This is a genomic window from Flavobacterium frigoris PS1 (assembly GCF_000252125.1).
GTDB classification, from domain to species: domain Bacteria; phylum Bacteroidota; class Bacteroidia; order Flavobacteriales; family Flavobacteriaceae; genus Flavobacterium; species Flavobacterium frigoris_A.
Genome location: NZ_AHKF01000030.1, coordinates 16,622 through 37,376, shown reverse-complemented (window position 1 = coordinate 37,376; position 20,755 = coordinate 16,622). Strand labels below are relative to the sequence as shown.

16 protein-coding genes are annotated in these 20,755 nt (G+C 34.0%); 7 read left to right on the top strand and 9 right to left on the bottom strand.

Annotation, left to right across the window (positions count from 1 at the left end; genetic code table 11):
- Positions 1 to 172 precede the first annotated feature (172 nt).
- From HJ01_RS17795 to HJ01_RS15920, 3 genes are read left to right on the top strand one after another with little or no spacing between them, the layout of a single operon-like run.
- Positions 173 to 325 carry a hypothetical protein gene (locus HJ01_RS17795; protein WP_007139528.1) on the top strand — a complete coding sequence of 51 codons (153 nt, stop codon included), beginning with the start codon at positions 173 to 175 and terminating at the stop codon, positions 323 to 325.
- An 11-nt stretch (positions 326 to 336) separates the two neighbouring features.
- A complete protein-coding gene (locus tag HJ01_RS15925; protein ID WP_007139527.1) occupies positions 337 to 570 on the top strand; it encodes a hypothetical protein in 234 nt (77 codons plus the stop codon).
- Between the two features lie 8 nt (positions 571 to 578).
- Positions 579 to 959, top strand: coding sequence for a YchJ family protein (locus HJ01_RS15920; protein ID WP_007139526.1), 381 nt, complete (start codon positions 579 to 581; stop codon positions 957 to 959).
- A 130-nt stretch (positions 960 to 1,089) separates the two neighbouring features.
- Here HJ01_RS15920 and HJ01_RS15915 read toward each other — a convergent pair whose 3' ends face one another.
- A complete protein-coding gene (locus HJ01_RS15915; RefSeq protein ID WP_007139525.1) occupies positions 1,090 to 2,322 on the bottom strand; it encodes an ATP-binding cassette domain-containing protein in 1,233 nt (410 codons plus the stop codon).
- Positions 2,323 to 2,466: 144 nt separating this feature from the next.
- Between HJ01_RS15915 and HJ01_RS15910 the strand changes: the two genes are divergently transcribed.
- From HJ01_RS15910 to HJ01_RS15900, 3 genes are all read left to right on the top strand, one after another.
- Positions 2,467 to 3,585 (top strand): vWA domain-containing protein, encoded by a 1,119-nt coding sequence (locus HJ01_RS15910; protein WP_007139524.1) that lies wholly within the window; start codon positions 2,467 to 2,469, stop codon positions 3,583 to 3,585.
- Between the two features lie 64 nt (positions 3,586 to 3,649).
- Positions 3,650 to 5,113 carry a sigma 54-interacting transcriptional regulator gene (locus HJ01_RS15905; protein ID WP_007139523.1) on the top strand — a complete coding sequence of 488 codons (1,464 nt, stop codon included), beginning with the start codon at positions 3,650 to 3,652 and terminating at the stop codon, positions 5,111 to 5,113.
- A 147-nt stretch (positions 5,114 to 5,260) separates the two neighbouring features.
- Positions 5,261 to 5,854, top strand: a complete 594-nt coding sequence (locus HJ01_RS15900) for a 2OG-Fe(II) oxygenase (RefSeq protein WP_007139522.1) — start codon at positions 5,261 to 5,263, stop codon at positions 5,852 to 5,854.
- A 17-nt stretch (positions 5,855 to 5,871) separates the two neighbouring features.
- Here the strand turns inward: HJ01_RS15900 and HJ01_RS15895 are convergent, their stop codons facing one another.
- From HJ01_RS15895 to HJ01_RS15860, 8 genes are all read right to left on the bottom strand, one after another.
- Positions 5,872 to 6,582 (bottom strand): DUF4339 domain-containing protein, encoded by a 711-nt coding sequence (locus tag HJ01_RS15895; protein WP_007139521.1) that lies wholly within the window; start codon positions 6,580 to 6,582, stop codon positions 5,872 to 5,874.
- A 183-nt stretch (positions 6,583 to 6,765) separates the two neighbouring features.
- Positions 6,766 to 7,902 carry a saccharopine dehydrogenase family protein gene (locus tag HJ01_RS15890; RefSeq protein ID WP_007139520.1) on the bottom strand — a complete coding sequence of 379 codons (1,137 nt, stop codon included), beginning with the start codon at positions 7,900 to 7,902 and terminating at the stop codon, positions 6,766 to 6,768.
- Positions 7,903 to 8,148: 246 nt separating this feature from the next.
- Positions 8,149 to 8,505 carry a hypothetical protein gene (locus tag HJ01_RS15885; RefSeq protein WP_007139519.1) on the bottom strand — a complete coding sequence of 119 codons (357 nt, stop codon included), beginning with the start codon at positions 8,503 to 8,505 and terminating at the stop codon, positions 8,149 to 8,151.
- A 347-nt stretch (positions 8,506 to 8,852) separates the two neighbouring features.
- Positions 8,853 to 9,008 carry a hypothetical protein gene (locus HJ01_RS18080; RefSeq protein WP_410500981.1) on the bottom strand — a complete coding sequence of 52 codons (156 nt, stop codon included), beginning with the start codon at positions 9,006 to 9,008 and terminating at the stop codon, positions 8,853 to 8,855.
- A gap of 143 nt (positions 9,009 to 9,151) precedes the next feature.
- On the bottom strand, positions 9,152 to 10,714 hold the full coding sequence (locus HJ01_RS15880; RefSeq protein WP_007139518.1) for a Fic family protein: 1,563 nt from the start codon (positions 10,712 to 10,714) through the stop codon (positions 9,152 to 9,154).
- A 435-nt stretch (positions 10,715 to 11,149) separates the two neighbouring features.
- Positions 11,150 to 12,949 (bottom strand): DUF4365 domain-containing protein, encoded by a 1,800-nt coding sequence (locus HJ01_RS15870; RefSeq protein ID WP_007139516.1) that lies wholly within the window; start codon positions 12,947 to 12,949, stop codon positions 11,150 to 11,152.
- Between the two features lie 32 nt (positions 12,950 to 12,981).
- On the bottom strand, positions 12,982 to 13,257 hold the full coding sequence (locus HJ01_RS15865; RefSeq protein ID WP_007139515.1) for a hypothetical protein: 276 nt from the start codon (positions 13,255 to 13,257) through the stop codon (positions 12,982 to 12,984).
- A gap of 73 nt (positions 13,258 to 13,330) precedes the next feature.
- Positions 13,331 to 17,590: an NACHT domain-containing protein gene (locus HJ01_RS15860; RefSeq protein WP_007139514.1), complete on the bottom strand. Its 4,260-nt coding sequence runs from the start codon at positions 17,588 to 17,590 to the stop codon at positions 13,331 to 13,333.
- A gap of 1,163 nt (positions 17,591 to 18,753) precedes the next feature.
- On the opposite strand from HJ01_RS15860, the gene HJ01_RS15850 reads away from it, so the two are divergent.
- Entirely contained in the window at positions 18,754 to 20,754 is a 2,001-nt protein-coding gene (locus HJ01_RS15850; RefSeq protein ID WP_050855249.1) for an ATP-dependent nuclease, read from the top strand.
- The last annotated feature ends 1 nt before the right edge of the window (position 20,755 follow it).

The following is a 20,755-nucleotide window of genomic DNA, read 5'->3' as shown; positions in this document are numbered from 1 at the left end:
GTCAACTTATCTCATTTCGGAATAATTTTTTATTGTATTAAAAATGCCGAACTTTACAGAGAAATTAAATAGAATCACGCTGAGGGAATTTGACTTGTTTTATAAAATCTAATTAGTTGTATTGATTATTTTAGAATAACGGGATTTAAATTGCAATGTAAGAAATAGTATTATGAGCAGAAACAACGAGAAAAACATTAAAAAGCATAACGATAAGTTGCACAAAGCCCAGGACAGGGTAAAGCAGGCTGAAATCACTCGCAAAGAACAATTGAAACAGATTGTAAAGAAATTTAATGAGGCGAATGCGTCAGGAACTAATTAAAAGCAAATCCCATGGGAAACAATAAATTTACAGATTTGAAAAAAGGCGTTCAAGAAGTAATTGATTTAATTGCCAATAGAAATGCCAAAGAAGCCAATAATAAACTAGTCGAAGTAAGCGAGGTATTAGATGAATTACTGGACTATTCAGAAGAGGATGAAGATTTAATTGAAATTAGCAAATACCAAGTATTGTTGAATCAATTGCACCAATCTATTATTTCGCTTAATGGCCAAGCCAATTAGTACATACAATGAAAGCGTTAGCCTGCCACTGTGGTTCCCAAACAAATTTTAAGGATTGTTGCAAACAGTATATTGACGGTACCCAAAACGCAGCTACCGCAGTCGTTTTAATGCGTTCCCGTTATTCCGCATACGCGACACATAATGCTGATTATCTTGTGCAAACCACCCATGTTTCAACTCGAAAAGAGCACAATAAAAAAGATATTCTTGATTGGTCTCAAAGCAATCAATGGATAAAGTTAGAGGTGTTACAGGCGACAGATAATACTGTGGAGTTTAAGGCTTTCTATCTGGATCACTTAATGCAGATGCAAATTCACCATGAGCACTCCACTTTTAAGAAGGAGAGTGGGAAATGGTTTTATGTTGATGGTGAATTTTATTAGTTTCTTTAGTCATAGCGATTTTTACAGCAGCGTATCGTGTGAGTGATGGAAGTGGAAATCCCACGCGTTTTTTAGGTGGATTAAGAACGGCCAGCACGACTCTTGTGGTCACGCCCATATTATAAGAAAATCAATTTAGAATTTTACCGATAGATCCTGTGATTTTTGGAGTTAATTCATAGGTAGCATTTGGCTTTATATTAGGTTCTACTCTATGGGAAACGTATAAAATTGCCATCTCTGTTTTTTGCGATAAAAGAGTAATTAATTGAGTTACCAACGCGGCATTTTCATCATCTAAACCTTCTACGGGTTCATCCAGAATTATTAGCGGTGGGTGTTTAAGGACCGCTCTTACTATCAAAGCAAGTCTTTGATGGCCTATGGAAAGTTGATTGAAAGTACTGTTTTTTAGATGATTCATATCAATCAATTCAAGCCATTGTGTTACAATCTTTTTCTGGAAATGAGTAGGTTGCGTATACAAGCCGATGGAGTCAAAGAAGCCAGATAAAATCATTTGCTCTAAAGTGTCTCTTTTTTGAAATAAGTCAGTCATGGCGGTCGAAAAGTAGCCAATATTCTTTTTTATATCCCAAATACTTTCTCCACTTCCTTTCTTTTTTCCAAAAAGATAGATTTCTTGACCATATCCTTTTGCATTTTCTCCTGTAATTAAAGAAAGCAAAGTGCTTTTTCCTGAGCCATTTGGGCCTAATAATTGCCAAAAATCTCCTTTTTTAATTGTCCAATCAATATTTTTTAAAACAGGTTTTTCTTGATAACTTACACAAACTTTATTCATTTTAATTAAAACGCTATCATTGAAAATAATGGGTTCAAATGCAGCTGGTATACCATTGAAATTTACGGTCGGATTTTTTACAATTGATTTTAATTCCTCTAAAACAAAGGAGTTGTTTAGCACATGACTTTTCTTCGGAATGAAGGAAAGCAAGTCGCTATTCCGGTTTACAATCTGGATGAGTGGTATTTTTTTAGATAGTTCCTCTAAAGCAATTGTTATTGATTTTCTAGAGCTAAAATCTAAATGATCCAAAGGATTGTCTAGAATGATAAAACTAGGTTGCTGCTTAATGCAATATTTTAAAAACACTTTTTTTCGTTCTCCTGATGAAAATGTACTCAATTTCCTTATGGTTTCTGCTGATGCTTCAATGGTGTCGTATTGGTATTCTTTTTTGATGAATTTATTAATGGCGATGTCCGAAAAAAGAATCCCCTTTTTGGTATTAAAAGCACTAAGTTTTCCAGTTGATTTACCAGAAAGAATAGTTTCGATAAACGCTTTTTTATCTACTTGATTGGATAAAAGAATATCCCAATGTTCGAGTTGTTGCATTTTGATTTTTTAAAAATATAAAATTAGACTTATTTCATTTAATAGGGTCCAATTAAAATAGAATGTTGGTAAAAGTTCATTTTAACTAAATATTAATAATCGTTTGTCAAGGCCTTGTTTTAAAATGATGTAATTTTAAGGTCTATGGAAAATGATAATAAAAAAGGTTTTTATTTCAAGCAATATGAGGCTCCAAATCAATCTCCGTTTGATAAACTCTTTGGAATTTTCAAGGAGTTAATTACGCACACTTCGGGAGATTTTGACGAAGCAATAGATTGGCTGCGCGAACTAGACAAGGAATATAAACTCACCGATGAACACTACACAATTGATGATTTTATCGAGGATTTAAAGAAAAAAGGCTACATCCGCGATGAGCTCAAAGAAGATGGAACATCAGGACTTGGCATTACGGCAAAAACGGAGCGGGCTATCAGACAACAAGCTTTAGACCAAATTTTTGGAAATTTAAAACGTTCTGGAAGCGGTAATCATAAAACCAAGCATTCTGGAAACGGAGATGAGCATACTGGTGAATTTCGAGAATTTCATTTTGGGGATGGTTTAGAGCGAATTTCTTTGACGGAGAGTTTGCGAAATGCCCAAATTAATAATGGGATGGAAGATTTCATGTTGACAGAGAATGATTTGGTTGTGGAGGAAACCCAATACAAATCGCAAATGAGTACTGTATTGATGATTGACATCAGTCACAGTATGATTTTGTACGGAGAAGACAGAATAACTCCTGCTAAAAAAGTAGCAATGGCTCTTGCAGAGTTGATTACGACACGTTATCCAAAAGACACTTTAGATATTTTAGTGTTTGGAAATGATGCCTGGACTATTGCAATCAAAGATTTGCCATATCTAAAAGTAGGTCCCTTCCATACCAATACTGTTGCTGGTTTACAGCTGGCGATGGATTTATTGCGTAGAAAAAGGAATACCAACAAGCAAATATTTATGATTACTGATGGGAAACCAAGTTGCGTAAGAGAACGTGACGGTTCTTATTATATGAACAGTAATGGTCTTGATGAGTACATTGTTGATAAATGCTACAGTCAAGCGCAACAAGCTCGCAAACTGCATATCCCTATTACCACCTTTATGATTGCTAATGATCCTTATTTGCAACAATTTGTCAATAAATTCACCGAAGCCAATCAAGGGAAAGCATTTTATACAGGGCTTAAGGGCTTGGGCGAAATGATTTTCGAGGATTATGAGACGAATAGAAAGAAAAGGGTGAAGTAGGTTTGAAAGAAAGGGGAGAATAGAATAAAGAGAAAAGAAACAAGATAGAAAGACAATTGAAAAGATGAAAATAGAAAATATAAATACTTTAGGTGAACTAAAAGCATCAGGATACGAAAGCAAAAGTATCAAGGATGAATTAAGGAATAATTTAAGAGATAGAATTAAATCAGGAAAACCTGCTTTTGAAGGGGTTCACGGTTTTGAGAATACCGTTATTCCAGAGATGGAACGCGCTATTTTGTCTCGTCATAATATAAATTTATTAGGTCTTCGTGGTCAAGCCAAAACGAGATTAGCACGTAAAATGGTTGATTTATTAGACGAATACATTCCGTTTGTTACAGGTTCAGAGATTAATGATGATCCTTTAAATCCTATTTCTCGTTTTGCAAAAGATTTAATTGCAATCCATGGGGATGCGACTCCAATTTCCTGGTTGCACAGAAGCGAACGTTTTTCAGAAAAACTAGCTACACCAGATGTTACTGTAGCAGATTTAATAGGAGATGTTGACCCGATAAAAGCTGCAAATTTAAAGTTATCGTATGCAGATGATCGTGTTATTCATTTTGGGATGATCCCAAGGGCAAATCGCTGCATTTTTGTGATTAATGAACTACCAGATTTACAAGCCCGTATTCAAGTGGCCTTGTTTAATATATTGCAGGAAGGCGATATTCAAATACGTGGTTTTAAATTGCGCATGCCACTAGATATGCAGTTCATCTTTACAGCAAATCCAGAAGATTATACAAATCGAGGAAGTATTGTGACACCACTTAAAGACCGTATAGGTTCGCAAATATTGACACACTATCCTGAAACGATAAAAATTGCAAGAACGATAACAGAGCAAGAAGCTAAGCTGGACGCATCACAAAATGATATGGTTCACGTACCTTCATTAGCCAGAGATTTATTAGAACAAATCAGTTTTGAAGCTCGTGATAGCGAATATATTGATAATAAAAGTGGGGTGAGTGCGAGGTTGAGCATTACTGCTTTTGAGAATTTATTGAGTACAGCCGAAAGACGAGCATTGAGATCTGGAGATGATAAGACTACCGTGCGATTATCAGATTTTATGGGTATTATTCCATCCATAACCGGTAAAGTAGAATTAGTTTACGAAGGAGAGCAGGAGGGAGCTGCTGCCGTGGCTCAAAACCTACTGGGATCTGCCATTCATACTTTTTTCCCAGGTTATTTTCCAAAAATCGAAAAATTGGAAAAGCCAAATGAAACGACAGAGTATACAGATTTGATCGAATGGTTTTTTGCCGAAAGCGGTTTTGAATTATTAGATGATGCCAGTGATGAAGACTACCAAAGAATTTTGGGTGCTATTGTGCCACTCGAGATTTTGATTAAAAAATACCAACCTGAATTAGCTAACGAAGATAAATTTTTTATGAAGGAATTTATTCTTTGGGCTTTAGTAGAGTACAATAAGTTGAGTAAAGATCGTATATCCGAAGGATATCAGTTCAAGGATATATACGGTAGCTATATTAGTAAGCTTTAAAATAAACGATTAGTTATGTAATAGCGCTTAGAAAATATTTTCTAAGCGCTATTTTTTATTATAGCTATAATGCTATCAGCATGTTATATGTGATGGAATATATACTACCTTACAAAGATTATCCGTCCTTGCGGTTGATTAAAACTAATGGAAAATAGCTTTGAAGCTTTGATTACCACTTATATTGATAATAAAGTAGGTATATCTGAAAATTTTTTAAGTGATGATTTGGCGAACCACTTAAAACAAAATTTATTAGCCTTAAACCAACAAGATTTATTGATTTTTGCCGGAACAGGAAATTCAGAAGCTATTGTTTATGATAGTGCGGTTCGTAGTGATTCTATATATTGGCTTGATAGAAAGAACAATAATGTCTTTGAAAATGCCTTTTTTGATCAAATAGAAGCATTTATCAGTTATTTAAATGAGAGTTGCTTTGCTGGAATTACAGGATACGAGTTTCATTATTCACTATATGAAAAAGGAGACTTCTATTTGCAACATTTTGATCAATTTCAAAATAACCCCAGTCGTAAATATTCGATGATTAGTTATTTAAATAGTAATTGGCAACCCAGTGATGGTGGAGAACTGTTAATTCACCAAGAAAATCACAATCAGAAAATCACACCAATACAAGGGAAAACAGTTTTCTTTAAAAGTGATGAATTACTTCATGAAGTTTTAGTGACCAATAACACCCGAATGAGTATTACGGGCTGGTTAAAATGTGATTAGTGTCTTTTAAAAAATATTTAATGTATTGCTTCTAGCTCTAGATACAATCTATTGGCTTCGTTTTCTAGCTGATCAATTTCCCTTTTCCAATTTGCAATGTCATTTTGGGCTAGGCGAACCTGTTCTTCCTGGCTGCTTTCTGATTGTAATTGTTGAAAGTTTTCGAGAGCGGATAAGTTATTTTTTGCTTCAGCTAACTGATTTTTATCTTCAATAAGAAAATCTTTGATTTCAGAAAGACGAACAGTAATTGAATCTTTTCTTCTTTTACTATTGTTTTCAGATGCTATTCTTTTTTGTATCTCTTGTTGAATGCGTTGTTCGTTGGATTCTTTCTGTTCTAATTCCACTTGCACGTTACCGAACTCCGTTTGCTTATTTTTTAAGTCCAAATCATTTCTTTTATTACTCTGAATAATATCAAGCGCTATAACAGTCATCATTATTGCTAAAAAGCCTAGAGCTAAAAAGAAGTAACTTTTCTTGAGTCCAAAAATAGTTTGGTTAGATTTTGTTTCTTCCGCTTTTGGAGCGGGAGTAGGTTGTTTTATAGTAGGTATAGCTGCTCTAAAAAACGGGACAAATTCTACTAAGTCCACTGCATGTTTCCATTCGTCCATGCCTTGGTGCCAGACTAATGTATTTTTCTTTATTTGTTGGTTTTTTAACTCCTCAAGCGTAAAAGGGCCAGCGTTATCATTACCGTTGTTAATGTAATAGGTTTTCATTTCTATGCTACTATTTTGTATGCAAAAGTATTGCGAAATTTTCCGAAAAAATAGTGATTTAAATACAATAAATAGAATAAAATTGTTTGAAATTTATAAAGGTAGATTCGTTAGTTGATTAGAAAGCTGTTTTTGATTAATATGATTTTTGAAAGTGATTGCTGTGTTTCTGTTGCATATACATTAGCCGTATACCCTTGAAACATAAATTCCGTTTAGAAATTTCTTAGGATCTAGTTGGCTTTGTAATAGCAGGCCCCTATGTGGGTTTTCGAGTAGGAGTTGGGCTGCTTGGGCCAAGGGAGCAGCTGTGGTTGTTTGTATAGCTCTCAATAGTTGATTTCCTACTTTCAAAGGAAGAATACGCTTGGCAACTTCTCGTCTGCGTAATATTCCCGTCGCGTCTTTTCCTTCGACTGCTGCATACAATACAATTTGGTCATCTTCTATATGAGGTATTATGGCTTGCATTTTTGCTTGGAGATCGTGAATGGCGTTAATCGGATTTTTCAATTCGCTAAGTTGTTCCTCTACCCAAGCATAATGTCCTGGATGGCGCAAGGTTTTATAATCGAGTGAACGTACTTTTCCAGACAGTGCATCTGGTAAATCAGCTGCACCTCCTGAAGTAAGGTCCTCATCAAATGCTATACCGTCAATAATGATGGTAGCTCTTTCCGACAAAGCAGCTAAGGATGTTTTTTTATAATCGCGAAGGACTATGGCATCTTTGAGGTATTCCGTTGCTACACCTACCGGGCTCCAAGTAAATCCATAATAGTGTGGTGCAACAGCATGGTTTGTCAATGCACCTACTTTAAATTCTAATTTGTCTACTTTATGTACATCAAAGTCATTGCAAAATTCCTGAAATAGTCCGTGGGCAAGTAAGTCAATGTAGCCTGGCGCTAGGCCAGTCTGAAGTATGAAACCGGTTTTTGCGTCAGAGGCCAATGTCATTATTCTTTCAGTTTCAGCCACATATTCGGTTAGATTGGCGTAATGCATGGCAAAATCCTTGGCAAATTGAGCCATTTTTGGGGCTTGACTACCGGGAAGGCAGTCCAGAATGATATCGCCTTTAAAGAAAAGCTCCTGCATTTCGTCAGTAATTCCATTTTCCGGAAGATGGAAGGCTTTTATTTCGCACTTTTTAGTGCTGCCTTCTTCAATCCATTGAGCCACTTTTTGTGCATTAGAAAGCGTTCGGTTACCAATGAAGAGGCTGGGGGTAACCTCGCTCCATTCCATCAACAGCAAGCCGACGGCTTCGGCAATGCCGCCTGCACCAGCGATAATAATATTGAAGTGTTTTTTCATATCTTGAAGATAGTGAAAAAAATAGTTTAAACAATTGGTTGTTATATAGTTATGTGTTAATTTGTTAAACGGGTAGATAACAACGCCATCTTATGTCAAGGATAGTAACGGAAAGCCCGCCAGGGATGCAGGCTTTTGTGAAACAAAGCCCGAAACAGCAACCAAAGGGAGCTCGTTTCGGGCTTATGTTTTATGGACTGCTTGCTGCGGACTTGCAGTGTATAGCCTGCCCTGACAGCCAAAAAATTAGTTCAAAAGTTCTTTGGAGCCTATTCTAAAACAACGTTCACTTCCTAAGTACAGGGGGTTTCCGTGTTTTTCAGACCAAAATCCATCTAGAACGTCTTTGTTGATACATTTGTAAACGGCGACACCTTTGTAAATAGAATTGTCTTCGCTGCGATAGTTGAAATTAATAACTAGGATATTGTCTTTGAAAAATCCACTACCATTTTGTACCTGATTACTGATTAGCCAATGGGCTATAATGCGATTGTTTAAATCTAGGGATAAGCTGAGTGTACCTTTGTAACTAAGTTCGTCAACAGCATCTTGATTACTTCCTTCAATGGAGTAGCTACCAACTAAGTCTTCGATTGTCATCATTGTTGTTTACAATATTTAAGGTAATATTAGGTGTTAAAGTTCTAGAGTAGAAGTGTAAAAATGAATATTATTTTACTTTCCAATACAGAAAATAACTTTCCTTACTTTAATAGGGCTCTAAACTTTAGTGGTACAATTATGGTACAATTTAAAACACATTATCGCAAAACAAAACAAAGTATCCTTATCAAGATAACATAACTCATGGGAGTTGTTTATGCAAAAATAGTTATAAACTTTGAATGTTGATTATATCACTTACATAAAAAAACTAAGTCTTGTATGATGGGAATACTTAGAGATTAGATTTAAAAAGTAAAGAGGTCAAAAATCTAGTATTAACTTTAGATTTGTGACCTCTTTTCAATATCATTTTGGATTTCGAAATAAGTTTTTACTCGACCAGACTTAATCCATTTCATTAACTCATGTCTGTAAAAATAAATGCGTTTACCTTGTTTATTAACTGGGATTTCCCTTTTACATACTTTACTATAGATCGTTTTCTTCTTTCATATTTTTATAATATATATTTACTAAACTAACTTGCAAAAGTGGAGGCCAATATTGATTTATGTTTAGAACTTACAAGATATTACTAATAAAAGCACGACAAATGAATTGGTTGGTTTTATTGGATTTTTTATATGGAAGGGGGTAATTCAGCTACTGCTTTTCCTTTTAGTGTTTCATTTACCAGATATCCAAGGAATGCTGCAAATGGAATAATATTCTGATCTACGCTGGCTTTTTCCAGTGCCTGCATGTATTCGTCCCTTTTTTCAACAGGTATTACTGTCCATGGATATCCACCGGATGCCAGCATAGCATTTAAAAGAAAACGTCCCATTCGTCCATTTCCATCCATATAGGGATGAATAAATACAAATATGAAATGTCCTAAAACAGCACGTACCGAGGCTTCACTTTCTTGTTCAAGCAATTCAAAAAGAATTGGCATAGTATCACGCATAGCCTCGACGTTAAGCGGTGTGTGTTTAGAGTTGCCAATATAGACTTGATGATTTCGATATCCGGCCAGATCCGATGCTTTTAATATGCCAGCTGCTACACTTGGATCAAATAGTTCTCTGTACCATTTGGAATGATCTTTGTCTACTTCGATGCCAGGGTTTGCTCCCTTTAAGATTTCTTTAATTGTCTCTTTAACTTGCGTAAATGCTTGATAATAACCTCTAGCAGCCATAGCATCCCTTTGTTTTTGATCCTCCTCATTTTCTTTTGCGTCCCATCTGCCACTGCTCACTTTGGCAATTAATTCCGGAGTTACACGATAGCGTTCAATAGATAATGAATGATAAGCATCAGTAATAAAAATATCATCAATTTCTTTAAGATATGAATTAGTGTCTTTGGGTAGTCCGGGCTGGGCAGGAAAGTTATTTATAATATCTTTGCGCATCTGCATCCACATTAAGCGAATTCGGTTTGCATATGGAGATCGCTCGCGCGGAGATAATTTGATATCAAGTTGATTGTTAAATGGGTCTTCTTCGCGAATATCGTAATCTGCTATCTTGAATGTTTCAATAATCTGATCTGCTATTCTATCACGATGTATATTGCGAAATGCACCGGCTAAACGTCCAGCGAGTGTGGTATGCCCATTCTCCAACAATATTGGCAATAACTCAGAGGCATCCCTGATCATTGAAAGTGTCGTACGGGCATCAATTGCATTATGAGTATACAAAGAAGGGCTGCTATAGATAAGAGCACTCTGCAGATTGTACATTTTTATACCTCTTTGTATCTCAATTTGATCGGGTAATGCTATAGTAGTCTTTAGATTGAAAAGTGATGTATTGTATGGCAATGGGGTTGGTTTGTTGTTGCCTTCGGGGGAGCGTACAATTAATTGCTGTGGGACTGACCAGTTTCCAGAATGTATAAGCAGTGATTGATCAGCAGACATACACCAGTTCTCCCCATATTTTTTATTAAGAAATTGAGAAATAAAATCCCAGTATGAACTAAACCAGGCAGTTGTTTCCCCTTCTTTTTCACTTGGGTCTGTTGCAATGTACCAGCCTTTAGAAACCTCTCGAATAAAACCATTTTTTACCAGCAGCTGTCGATATTTTGCATTAGGGATATCTTCGGTATGTATTCCCACAATGTTCTTCTCTTGTATGTCTTTAAGAAAAGTAAGTGCTTCTACAAATCTTTCTTTTGGTGTTGCCATTTTTAATTATATTATTGTTAACCATACTATAATTTTACTTAGAAATTTGCATGCGTGGATACGTGATAAAATTAGTATATGCAAATGTACTAAAATTAGTAAACATAAACGTGATAAAATTAGTAAATCCACTGTGTTTAAATTAGTAAATTCGATAGTGCTGAAATTAGTAAATCTAAATCATGAAGAATATTTATATAAATATTAATTATTTTAGGTTTGATTAGATCAAAAAAACATCTAGTTATAGATTGGAATTTAATGTATTGATTTTTAATGTAATGGGGTATATTTCTAAATATAAAAAGATTACCTTTGCTCAAGCGGTACGGGCGCTTGAGCAACAAACCCTAACCCAAGAAAACAAGCCATGTAAGCCTTTAAAGGCTTACATGGCTTGTTTTCTTGGGTTGAAATTTGTGTTAATTATTTGGATTATAAAGAAACTTCTGGAAAGCTGAATTCAAAAAAATCTTTGATTGACCAGGTAGGATCAAAATTAAAATTCTCGTCCAATGGACTGTATATATCAATACCATTTCTACTTGTAGTATCTTGAATTTGGTTGATATGCGTTGTATATTTATTGACAAATTGCTGATGAGCGGTATTGCCTGTGAATATTAATTCATATTCCTTTTGTAAACCTGCAAATTCATACGCATTTGTGAAATTAAGTATTTTTGTACATAAATCTGCTGCCTGCTCATCTCTTTGAAGAAAATGAAGGATTTGATATTCAAGAATATAACAAGAAAGCATATTTTCCCGAAACTCAATAGCATCATAAGACTCTGCTATTTTATCTAGCTGTTGGCAATCGAAGATTAGCTGTTTACGGGTTTTCTCGTCAAGAGCCTTGCTGAGATCAAATGATCTTTTATTCCAATTTGACAAGTAGTGCGTATGGAGGGCTTTTTCATAATTCCACTTAATCCTTACGATTATTAAATTAGCGATGCCAATTTGGAAATTACATTTATGAGCTGATTCAGCAAGGCTGTCTATTTGTCTCAAAAATTTACCCTCCAGCTCAAGCCATTCAAGATAGGTTCTGGTTTTTAAGGGACTCTTTATCCTTCCGATAAAATAACTGAAATTTGAATTTAAATCATGGAACAAGATAGTAGACTCTGCAGAAATAATTTTGTTATATGCAATGATTCTGATTTGATTATTTTTCTCATATTCCAGAATATTTTTCACAGTATCGTAGACAGTAGCAAGACCTTCTGAAGTATTTGATTTATTACTAGAGAGTTCGTAAAAAGCTTTTTCTTTCTGAAAATAAGTTCCTGTTTCTTTTCGGTCATTTATTTTCTGAATTTCAGTGTCATATTCCTCTTTGGTTATAATGCCTAGAAGGTACTTGCCGTTTAGTAAGGTATATTCCAGTGCGGCCTGCATTCCACTGTCGAAGTTGTCGGAGTGCTTTTCGGCGATTTTCAAGAGATCCATTGCCTTGTATATGTTCCCACGATGAAAATAAGCAATACCACTGTAGAGATTGAATCTTAGCGTCGCATTATTACGGGGATGTGTCCTTTGTTCAATTTCAATTATATAATTAAAATAATGGTTGTTGATTAGATCAGCCCCAAATTGGTCAATATATTCGATATTTTCGGCAACGCTGTAAACTTCATTATTGTGGTCAATAAGTATTCCCTGCAATTTGTCTGCCGGAGATGGTATTTTTTGATACTGGTTTATTCGGCGAAGCAAAATTCCGTTTGCGAATGTTTGTTGATAAATAGCTTCAATCGCGTCATCATCAAGTATTTTTGAAAACCGTAACGCATGTTTTTCTTTTTTGCTCCAGTCGGGTTCTTTTTGATGAAGCACAGCAAGAAAAATACTAACATTTTCAAAGTAAAAAGATTGTGTCGGTTTATGATATAATACATAAAAAGCTGGCAATCCATTATTGAGTAGATAATTGATATTTGAAGAATCAATCTGAAGGGTGAAACTTTCGTCCTTATTTGCTTTTACAGATTCAGTTGCTTTAAGCTGCACGGCAAATCTATAATTGGTATAAACCCAATTACCGGGGGTATTTTCTTTTTTAAGTTCAATATGAAAATCAATTCCTTTGTCCCTTTTGGTTTCAGAGCGTATTTCAAATTTATCAGTGCAAAAAAGTGACCTGAAAAAATTATTGGAAATCGTTTCCAGATTTTCATTGGCATTAACCTTTGGTAGATTCGAATCTTCAAAACTGTATTGTTTCATAACTTGCCAAATTCTATTGTAAATTTAAGCATTTAGTAATCAAGCTTGTTTTTTACTTTGACAATAACATCCCAAATTTTATTTTCATCAGTTTTGTTTTCGGCAGTTACCACAAATTCCAAATCTTTTTCATCTGCTTTTGCACCATTTTCTGCATCTATCAAAAAGCTCACCTCTGCCTTGATATCTAATTTATTCAATTCAAAAATATATTTATTGGTAAGCGAGGCAACCCTTCTTTTAGTTGAAAATTGCCCTGGCCAATCCAGCGAAAATAATTGACCATACAGCCATATAGTTGTCTTCATAATTTAAAATTTAATTTTTTTTTAATAATAATCAATTTAAAATTGATTGGATTATTTTGACTGTGTGACTATTTTAGATTAAAAATAAATATTTATTATCATCCAATATCTTTAACACTTGTATCATTTTATAAGGTTTTGATTTATGGTTATAATATATCTCCTGAATATCGTTTTTTAGTTTGTTTAAATAAAATAAGTCCAAATTTTGAGATTCCAGTTTTTCAGAATCTATGTCATTAAGTAGTTGTAAGGTTTTTGCGCAGGTTAGCTCATCATTTGCTTTGCAAACGCTTATAATTGTTTCAACGCAAATTCTAACTGGGGAATAATGATCCCCGAATAATGCTTGGAGATTTGGGGTTGACAGGCACAAATCAAAAGTGTTCACAAGCATTTTTAATGCATTTGCCTGGGTGAATTTTAACCATTCCTGATTTCTAAAAACAAATTCTCCTTTTAGATCATTTTGAATCTGATTTTCTACGATGATGTAATATTTCTCAAAGGCATCCTGATAATTTAAGCTGATCAGATTTCTTATGATTTCCTTTTCTGTAAATATATCATAAGTAATTAAACTGGAGTAATTTTGGGTTAAAAAGTCTAAAGCAATGTCCTCTCTGTTCTCTTTTGTCAGCAGCGGCGTAATACAATCAAATAGGAAACGGGTAGATTCTCCGTTGTTTTCAAGTTTATAATTTAAAAATTCTTGTAGCGATTCTAAATCCTTATAGAAAAAATTTTCTATTATTTCCCCGGTATAATGGTAATTGCCGCTGCTTAAAAACTCATATATTTTTGATTTTAGATCCAGGTTAAGATTAGTTATGCTAATATTATTTTCTCGACAGTATTTTAAATGATTGCAGAAATTCTGCGCTGAGAGTTTGGCATGCTGGAGATTATTTACAATACGCTCATTCACCTTTTCAATGGGAACAATACCTTTCAGATAATCTGTTTTAATGCCTTCCTCGAGTGAATTGAACCATAACATGTCCAACAGCATCTGCTGATCTAAATAGAAATGAAAAAACTTCTGAAATTTATAGATAGACTCAAAGAGATAATACTTGTCATTGTAGTAGTAATCATTCCCTAGAGCGAGCTCATTTAAATAAAAATCTTTGGCTGTTGGCGTCATCTGGTCACACCACTCTTTGATGAATTGTTTTTGGTGTTCAGAGATTTCAATTTTGGCGGTTTTTTTGTCTTTGGGAAGGCTGTTTAAAATATCGTACATAATATCAAGGCTTGAATTCAGTACTTCCTTATGCAGATCAGCTTTGTTTAGTTTTTTACTCTCAGGATAATTATTTCTCAGAATTTCATACAAAAGACTTCTTGCATTCTCTGTAACCTTTTTTTGAAGTTCATGATCCCGGTAATATTTGTAATAAAATTTATCAAGATCTTCGAAGCTTAAATCTTCCTTGTCCAGGTATTGGTATAATATTATAATCTGATTTACAATTTCCTGTTGATCAAATAAGATATCAAAATTCTTTTGCTCTTTTGTGGCAAAAAAATCATTTCTATCCTGAAGCTGCTGCTGGCTAAATTTGTCTTCAAAGATGAAATCAGTCCTTAATTCTATATAAGTTTCAAGCTCTTTGCTTATGGTGAAATTTCTGTGACTCAATACGTTTCTAAACTGATTCATGAACTCTTGGTTAAGAGTTCCTTCATTGTATTTTTGGCGAATTTTATCAAAATCAATTTGTGCAGTAATCTCAGCTAAAAAATGTTTGCGGTCAGAGTTTCCACTAATTGATTCAAGTACAATATCAAACACCTGCCTCTCAATATTACAAGATCGGACAACTTCCAAAAGCAGCTGATCATCATAATAATTTGCTGCATCCTCGATCACAACATTTGAAATTATCTTAATCAAATCATGATTATATTGCTTGTTAGAAGAGAAAAAAACTTTTAGATGAGCCAGAAACTCTTTTACTAAACTGTCCCTAAATTGGTAATTTTTTTGCCTTTCAATAGCAAAGCTGTAAATTTTAAGCAAAATTGATCCATCGGTGATTTTTGCAAATAATGTAAAAATTCTGTCTTTGGTAGAACTTACCGAATTGTATTTTGGAACAGAATTCCATTTTTTATTTCCAATGGTTTTATCTAAAATGTCCAGAAAATAATCAATATTATCAATAGTAGATTGAATAGGTGCAAAAGAGATAATTGAGCTGATAATTTCTCTTTCATCTCTGTCTTTAAGCAATTCAATGATCTGGTTGAAAAATAATATATCTTCATTTAAATCCATGCTCTTGCAAAGCATCATGGCATCCTGTATAAGATGCACATAATGCTCATCGGCAAAATCAGCCTGATTAATAATATCAAGAGTTAGTGCTCTTATCTGATCTGAAAATTCTGGAGGAATATTCATATAGGACAGGATTTTCATAGCAGACATTCTTGCTCTTCTGTGAATGGAGATATCCTTGGATTGAGAAAGCAAGTACTCTATATTATTATTACATTGGCTGAAAGATGCAATACTGTTTGAGTCGTTAATCCACAGATTATCTTCTATGCAGTCCTTGGTGAATAGTTTCTTTAAAACCTTAGATTTTATCTCATCGGTTATTCTGTCTGAATCGGCATTAAAGAGCAGTTCATAATCGTTGTCAACCATCCAGTCCACTAAAGAATCATGTATCGCTTGGTCTTCTATAAGGTTCAGTAAAAAAGTAACTACATTATGCCAGGTAGGATGGACTTTGTTTGTATGAATATCTATTCGAATCAGGTTTATTATCTCTTGAAAAGTTAGCTCGGATAGAATACTGGCCACAAAATACTCTTGGATGTTTTTAAGGACAAAACTCCAATTATCGGCCATATTTTCTTCCAGGAAAGGGTTTTTTGCAAGATTTACTTCATCGACCTGCGCTGCCTTTTTTATTTCAGAAGCAGTCAGAAATGGTCTTTGCATGGCTTCGAAAGAGAATGCAATTTTCTTGGTATAGCTTATAATTTGGTCTTTATCAAATGATGGATAATTGCTGAATTTATTCTCTTTATCCTCACTAAGTCTTGAATTAACATATTCGCGTATCAATAAAGCTTTATTGGTCAGGATCACATTATGTTTTTTATAATGATTTCCAATCAGCTCAAGGTAAAATGGGTTTTCTAAAATATCCTTATTTTTATAAATATCAAAATTTTTATCATCCTCTACCTTTAGACCATATTTAGATTCAAGAAAATGTAACCCGGTCCATAGATTTATTTCATTTAAGAAGTAAACCCCCAAGTCACTGATGTTTTTAATGTATTTTTTATAAATATTTGTTCGGCAGCTAATGATTAACCTTATTTTTTTATCATCAAATAAAGCTCTATTATCATTAATAAAGCTCCTGAGCTTATTACTGAAATCGATAATATTTTCAATTTCATCCACGCCGTCAAAAATTATGATTTGTCTAGGAATCAATTTAAAGGTGTCAGGCAGAAAATTTTCAATTTTGGAAGAGGTAGTGAAGTTTTTTAAAGATTTAAAAAAAGGTATAATATTTAATCTGTCCCTACTGTGCCATAATTCGGAGGCTAATTGTCTTAGTTCTGAGGTCTTTCCAAAACCGGGATTTCCCAGTAGAATAACCCCGGTGTCGTTTACATAAACCTCAGAGAGTAATGTTTTCTGGTCAGTTGTCGCCATATAATATTCATACTCCCTATTTTGAACGACCCTTACACTTCTTTTAATATGAAACGGGTCTTCTTTAATATTGTCGATATAGATGTGTTTGTCAGTTTCATCAATGACTATTTTTTGCAGATTTCTGTCGGAGAAAATGAACTTGTCGAATTGGTTTAAGATTTCTTCTCTTTCACTTTCATTGAAAACTGGTGCCTCTTTTTGGTAAGCTTTTTTATAGATCTCAGGATATAGGGAGAAGTATTTTTCAATATCATTTTCTGGGCTTAAAACAGCGACTTTAAAATGTCCATTGGCCAAGGCTTCAAGAAAGGGCTTATTTCTGGTTTCTTCAAAAATATTACTGAAATCCTTTTTTGGGGATATAAAGAGGAATAAATCTATATTTTTATGGGTGGAGGCAAGCTGTGGTATTTTAATTATTGCATCAGTATAATTCAATTCTGATGTATAGTCCTTGCATTCACTATAAATTAATTTACTGAAATATTTATCATCAACAATTTCAATTAAATTATCATAACCATCTTGGGAGCCTGACAACTGAATTCGTTTTCGGACAACGGTATATTTTAGTTCTTTGAAAATTTTTTCAAGAAACTCAAGAGCCAGGATTTCTAAATCACCTCCTTTTTTTGACATAAGGGTAAATTTTAATGAAATACAAATATAGTATAAGAAATGCCTGAATTTGAGCCCAAAAAATGTATTGTATGAATTGAAGTGTTGTTATGAGTATAAAATTAGAAGAGCTGGAGATCATGGGAGTGTATGCGTGGGCTATATGTTAAAAAACGAAGCTGCTTCCGTTTTTAAAATGTTTCATTTTATTGTTTTTCATTCGGGAACGCACCACAATTAGCCGCATCCTTACGGGACAGTTTTCATCTGATTGCTTAATTATTTTAGGCTATTTTCCATTTGATCAATATTTCTAATTTAAACTACTCCCAGTAGTTTAAATAAATTAGGTATAAATTTTTGACGGACGTTTATTTATTGCATCAATCAGAGATTACTGAGCGGCTCAAAACAGCACCTCAAAAACAGATAATTACATGGCTCTCCAAGCATTCTAATCTAAGACTTGAAATTGAAGAATACGCTGAGCTTATACAGCATTTGGAGCTGGTGTTAGCCTCCGGTGAAGCTTCACAATATGTAATTTTAAGCATTGAAGCAGTAAAAGGCCTAGATCAGATTGTCTATTCGAGCAAAGAACAGTGAGGAGTCTTTATGACGATGCTGAAATTGACCACTTCATTGTCCTTGTTAACTTTTCTAACTGTTGCATCTTTTGTAATGCGTCCTGTGATTTCCATGATGTTAATTTTTTAAGATTACTACTGTTTTGATTTCTTCTCCAATCCCCTGCAAAAATTGTTTTTAAAAGAAAACCGGAAAAAAGAAAGAAAAAATCAAGTGACCGATTATAAGGATGCGGAGTGGTGTAAGTCCAGAAGGGTGGTGAAGCGTAAGCGGAGCCATTATGTGCATGCAGCATACGGCGGGGGCTATCTTGGCTACCTTTTTATTCCGTTTAGAATTGAAAATTTTAGTATTTACCTTATGTATTTGTGAATAAAATCTTATATTGTGGGTTGGATTTATATAAAATTTCAAGAAGGCCAATCGGGCTGCTAAACCAATGTCTAGTTGAGCTTACAGCTTTTTAATAATGATAAGAGTGCATTGTAAAGCACGGATAACCGAATTAATAGTTCAAATTATGGAAACTCGTAAATTCATAACGACATAAATTTTATATATTTATCAATTAAGGAATTAGAAACCAGTTGTTGATTATGTATATAGAAAAACTTACAATTAAAAAATTCAGGTCTATTGAGTATTTAGTAGTAGAATTTAATAAAGGACTAAATATTATTGTTGGAGAAAACAATGTAGGAAAAACGACCATAATTGACGCAATCAGGATATGCTTAAGCTTAGGAAGACAATGGAGAGATATTGGTGTGAAAAATCCGGAAGATTTTTATATTGACAACTTGGTTATTTCAGATGTCCTTGAACCTATAGAATTTACTATAGAGTTTAAAATTGAAGAAGCTGAAGACAGAAATCTTTTTCATTCACTATTATGGCAAGACCCAGCAAAGAAAGAATCCCCAAACTTAAGGTTGAATTTTCATTATGATATTGAAAAAGACATTAGGGGAAATGAAAAATTAAAATGGAAAGTATGGGGAGGACATGATACTATCGTAGATATGGCAGAGTTACAGCAGATATATTACTCTTATCTGGAACCATTAAGAAATGCCGAACAGGAATTAAGGCCTTATGCAAACAATAATAAAGTTACTTCCTTATTTAGGGATATGACTTCGTATGAGAAAGCTGATCCAGCAGGAAAAAAAACAGTCAGCCTTACACATGACAAAAAAAACGAGCTTTCACAAGCAATTGAAAAAGTGCTTCAAAACGATGACTGGACTGGTTTAATCAGTACAGGACAAAGTTATATAAATGAACATCTAGAAAAAGCAGATATCAAGAAAAAGAGTTCTAAGGTCCATTTAAAGCTGTTGGAATATAAATATGACAATATTGTTAAGGGGCTCCTTACAAGGAAACCTGTTTACTCACAAGCGGTTTTGGGTACTGATTTACACCTTCAAAAATATTTTGATATCAGCCAGAATGGATTGGGAGATAATAATATAATATTGGCATCGGCAGTTTTAGGGGATCTGAAAAGCAGGAGAGATCAGGAAATTGAACATTATTATGCTTTATTGATAGAGGAACCCGAAGCTCATTTACATCCGCAACGTCAAAACACATTTTTTAATTATCTAAATACTTTACAAGATTTAGGTGTGCAAATATTTATAACTTCACATTCTCCAACAATCACTGCAAAATCAAATCTTGATAATCTACTGATATTACAAAAAGATGAATTGTATAAAACATCTTTTTTCACGACCAGGAAATCGATCCTTACAGGCAAGAACAAAGATTATTTGAGAAAATTTTTAGACGTTACCAAATCGCAACTGTTTTTCGCAAGCGGGTGTATATTGGTTGAAGGTATATCAGAAGCATTATTACTTCCTGTATTTGCTAAAATGACTGGAAAAGATTATGATCTTGATAAGAATGGTATTGAAATAGTAAATATCAATGGAGTTGCTTTTGAGCCATTTGCCAATCTTTTTAACGCACCTGATAAAGAAAAGAGATTGGCGACTTATTGTTCGCTAATCACTGATGATGACAAAAGTATCATAAAATCTGGAAATTTTATTAGCAAAGGTGAGGGAATCAATAAGGCTCAAGCTGTTGAAGTTTTCAAAGAGCTTAAAGGTCTAAAAATAATTGACCACAGTAATCGTATAGTGGATTTTGACGTGACAAAGGATCTAAAAATCACAGATTTTGAGTCCAATGAAGTTTTTATTAAGGCAGTATTGTCAAACAAATACAATAAGTTATCTGACCGTGCCTCAAAAGCACAAAAATTAGCCAATAAAAATCTAAGAGTTGAATTAGCGAATCATACATTTGAGTATGAGCTTATAACAGCAGATGACTACAATGCCAGATTAATTGCCCGAATTTATAACGATATGCATTCTAAAAAATATGTTGATGTTTTTGCTAATAAGCACTTGCTAGCGGCTGATATTTTGAAGAAGTTGAAATCCAATAAAGATAAATCAGTGTTAGCAGAAAACTTAGCTTATTTACTTGAGCAAAAACCTGGAATGTGGAGGCATTTTGTAATTCCTAAATACCTTGAAAATTCAATTCGTTGGGTAATCGATAAAAAGGTCTAAC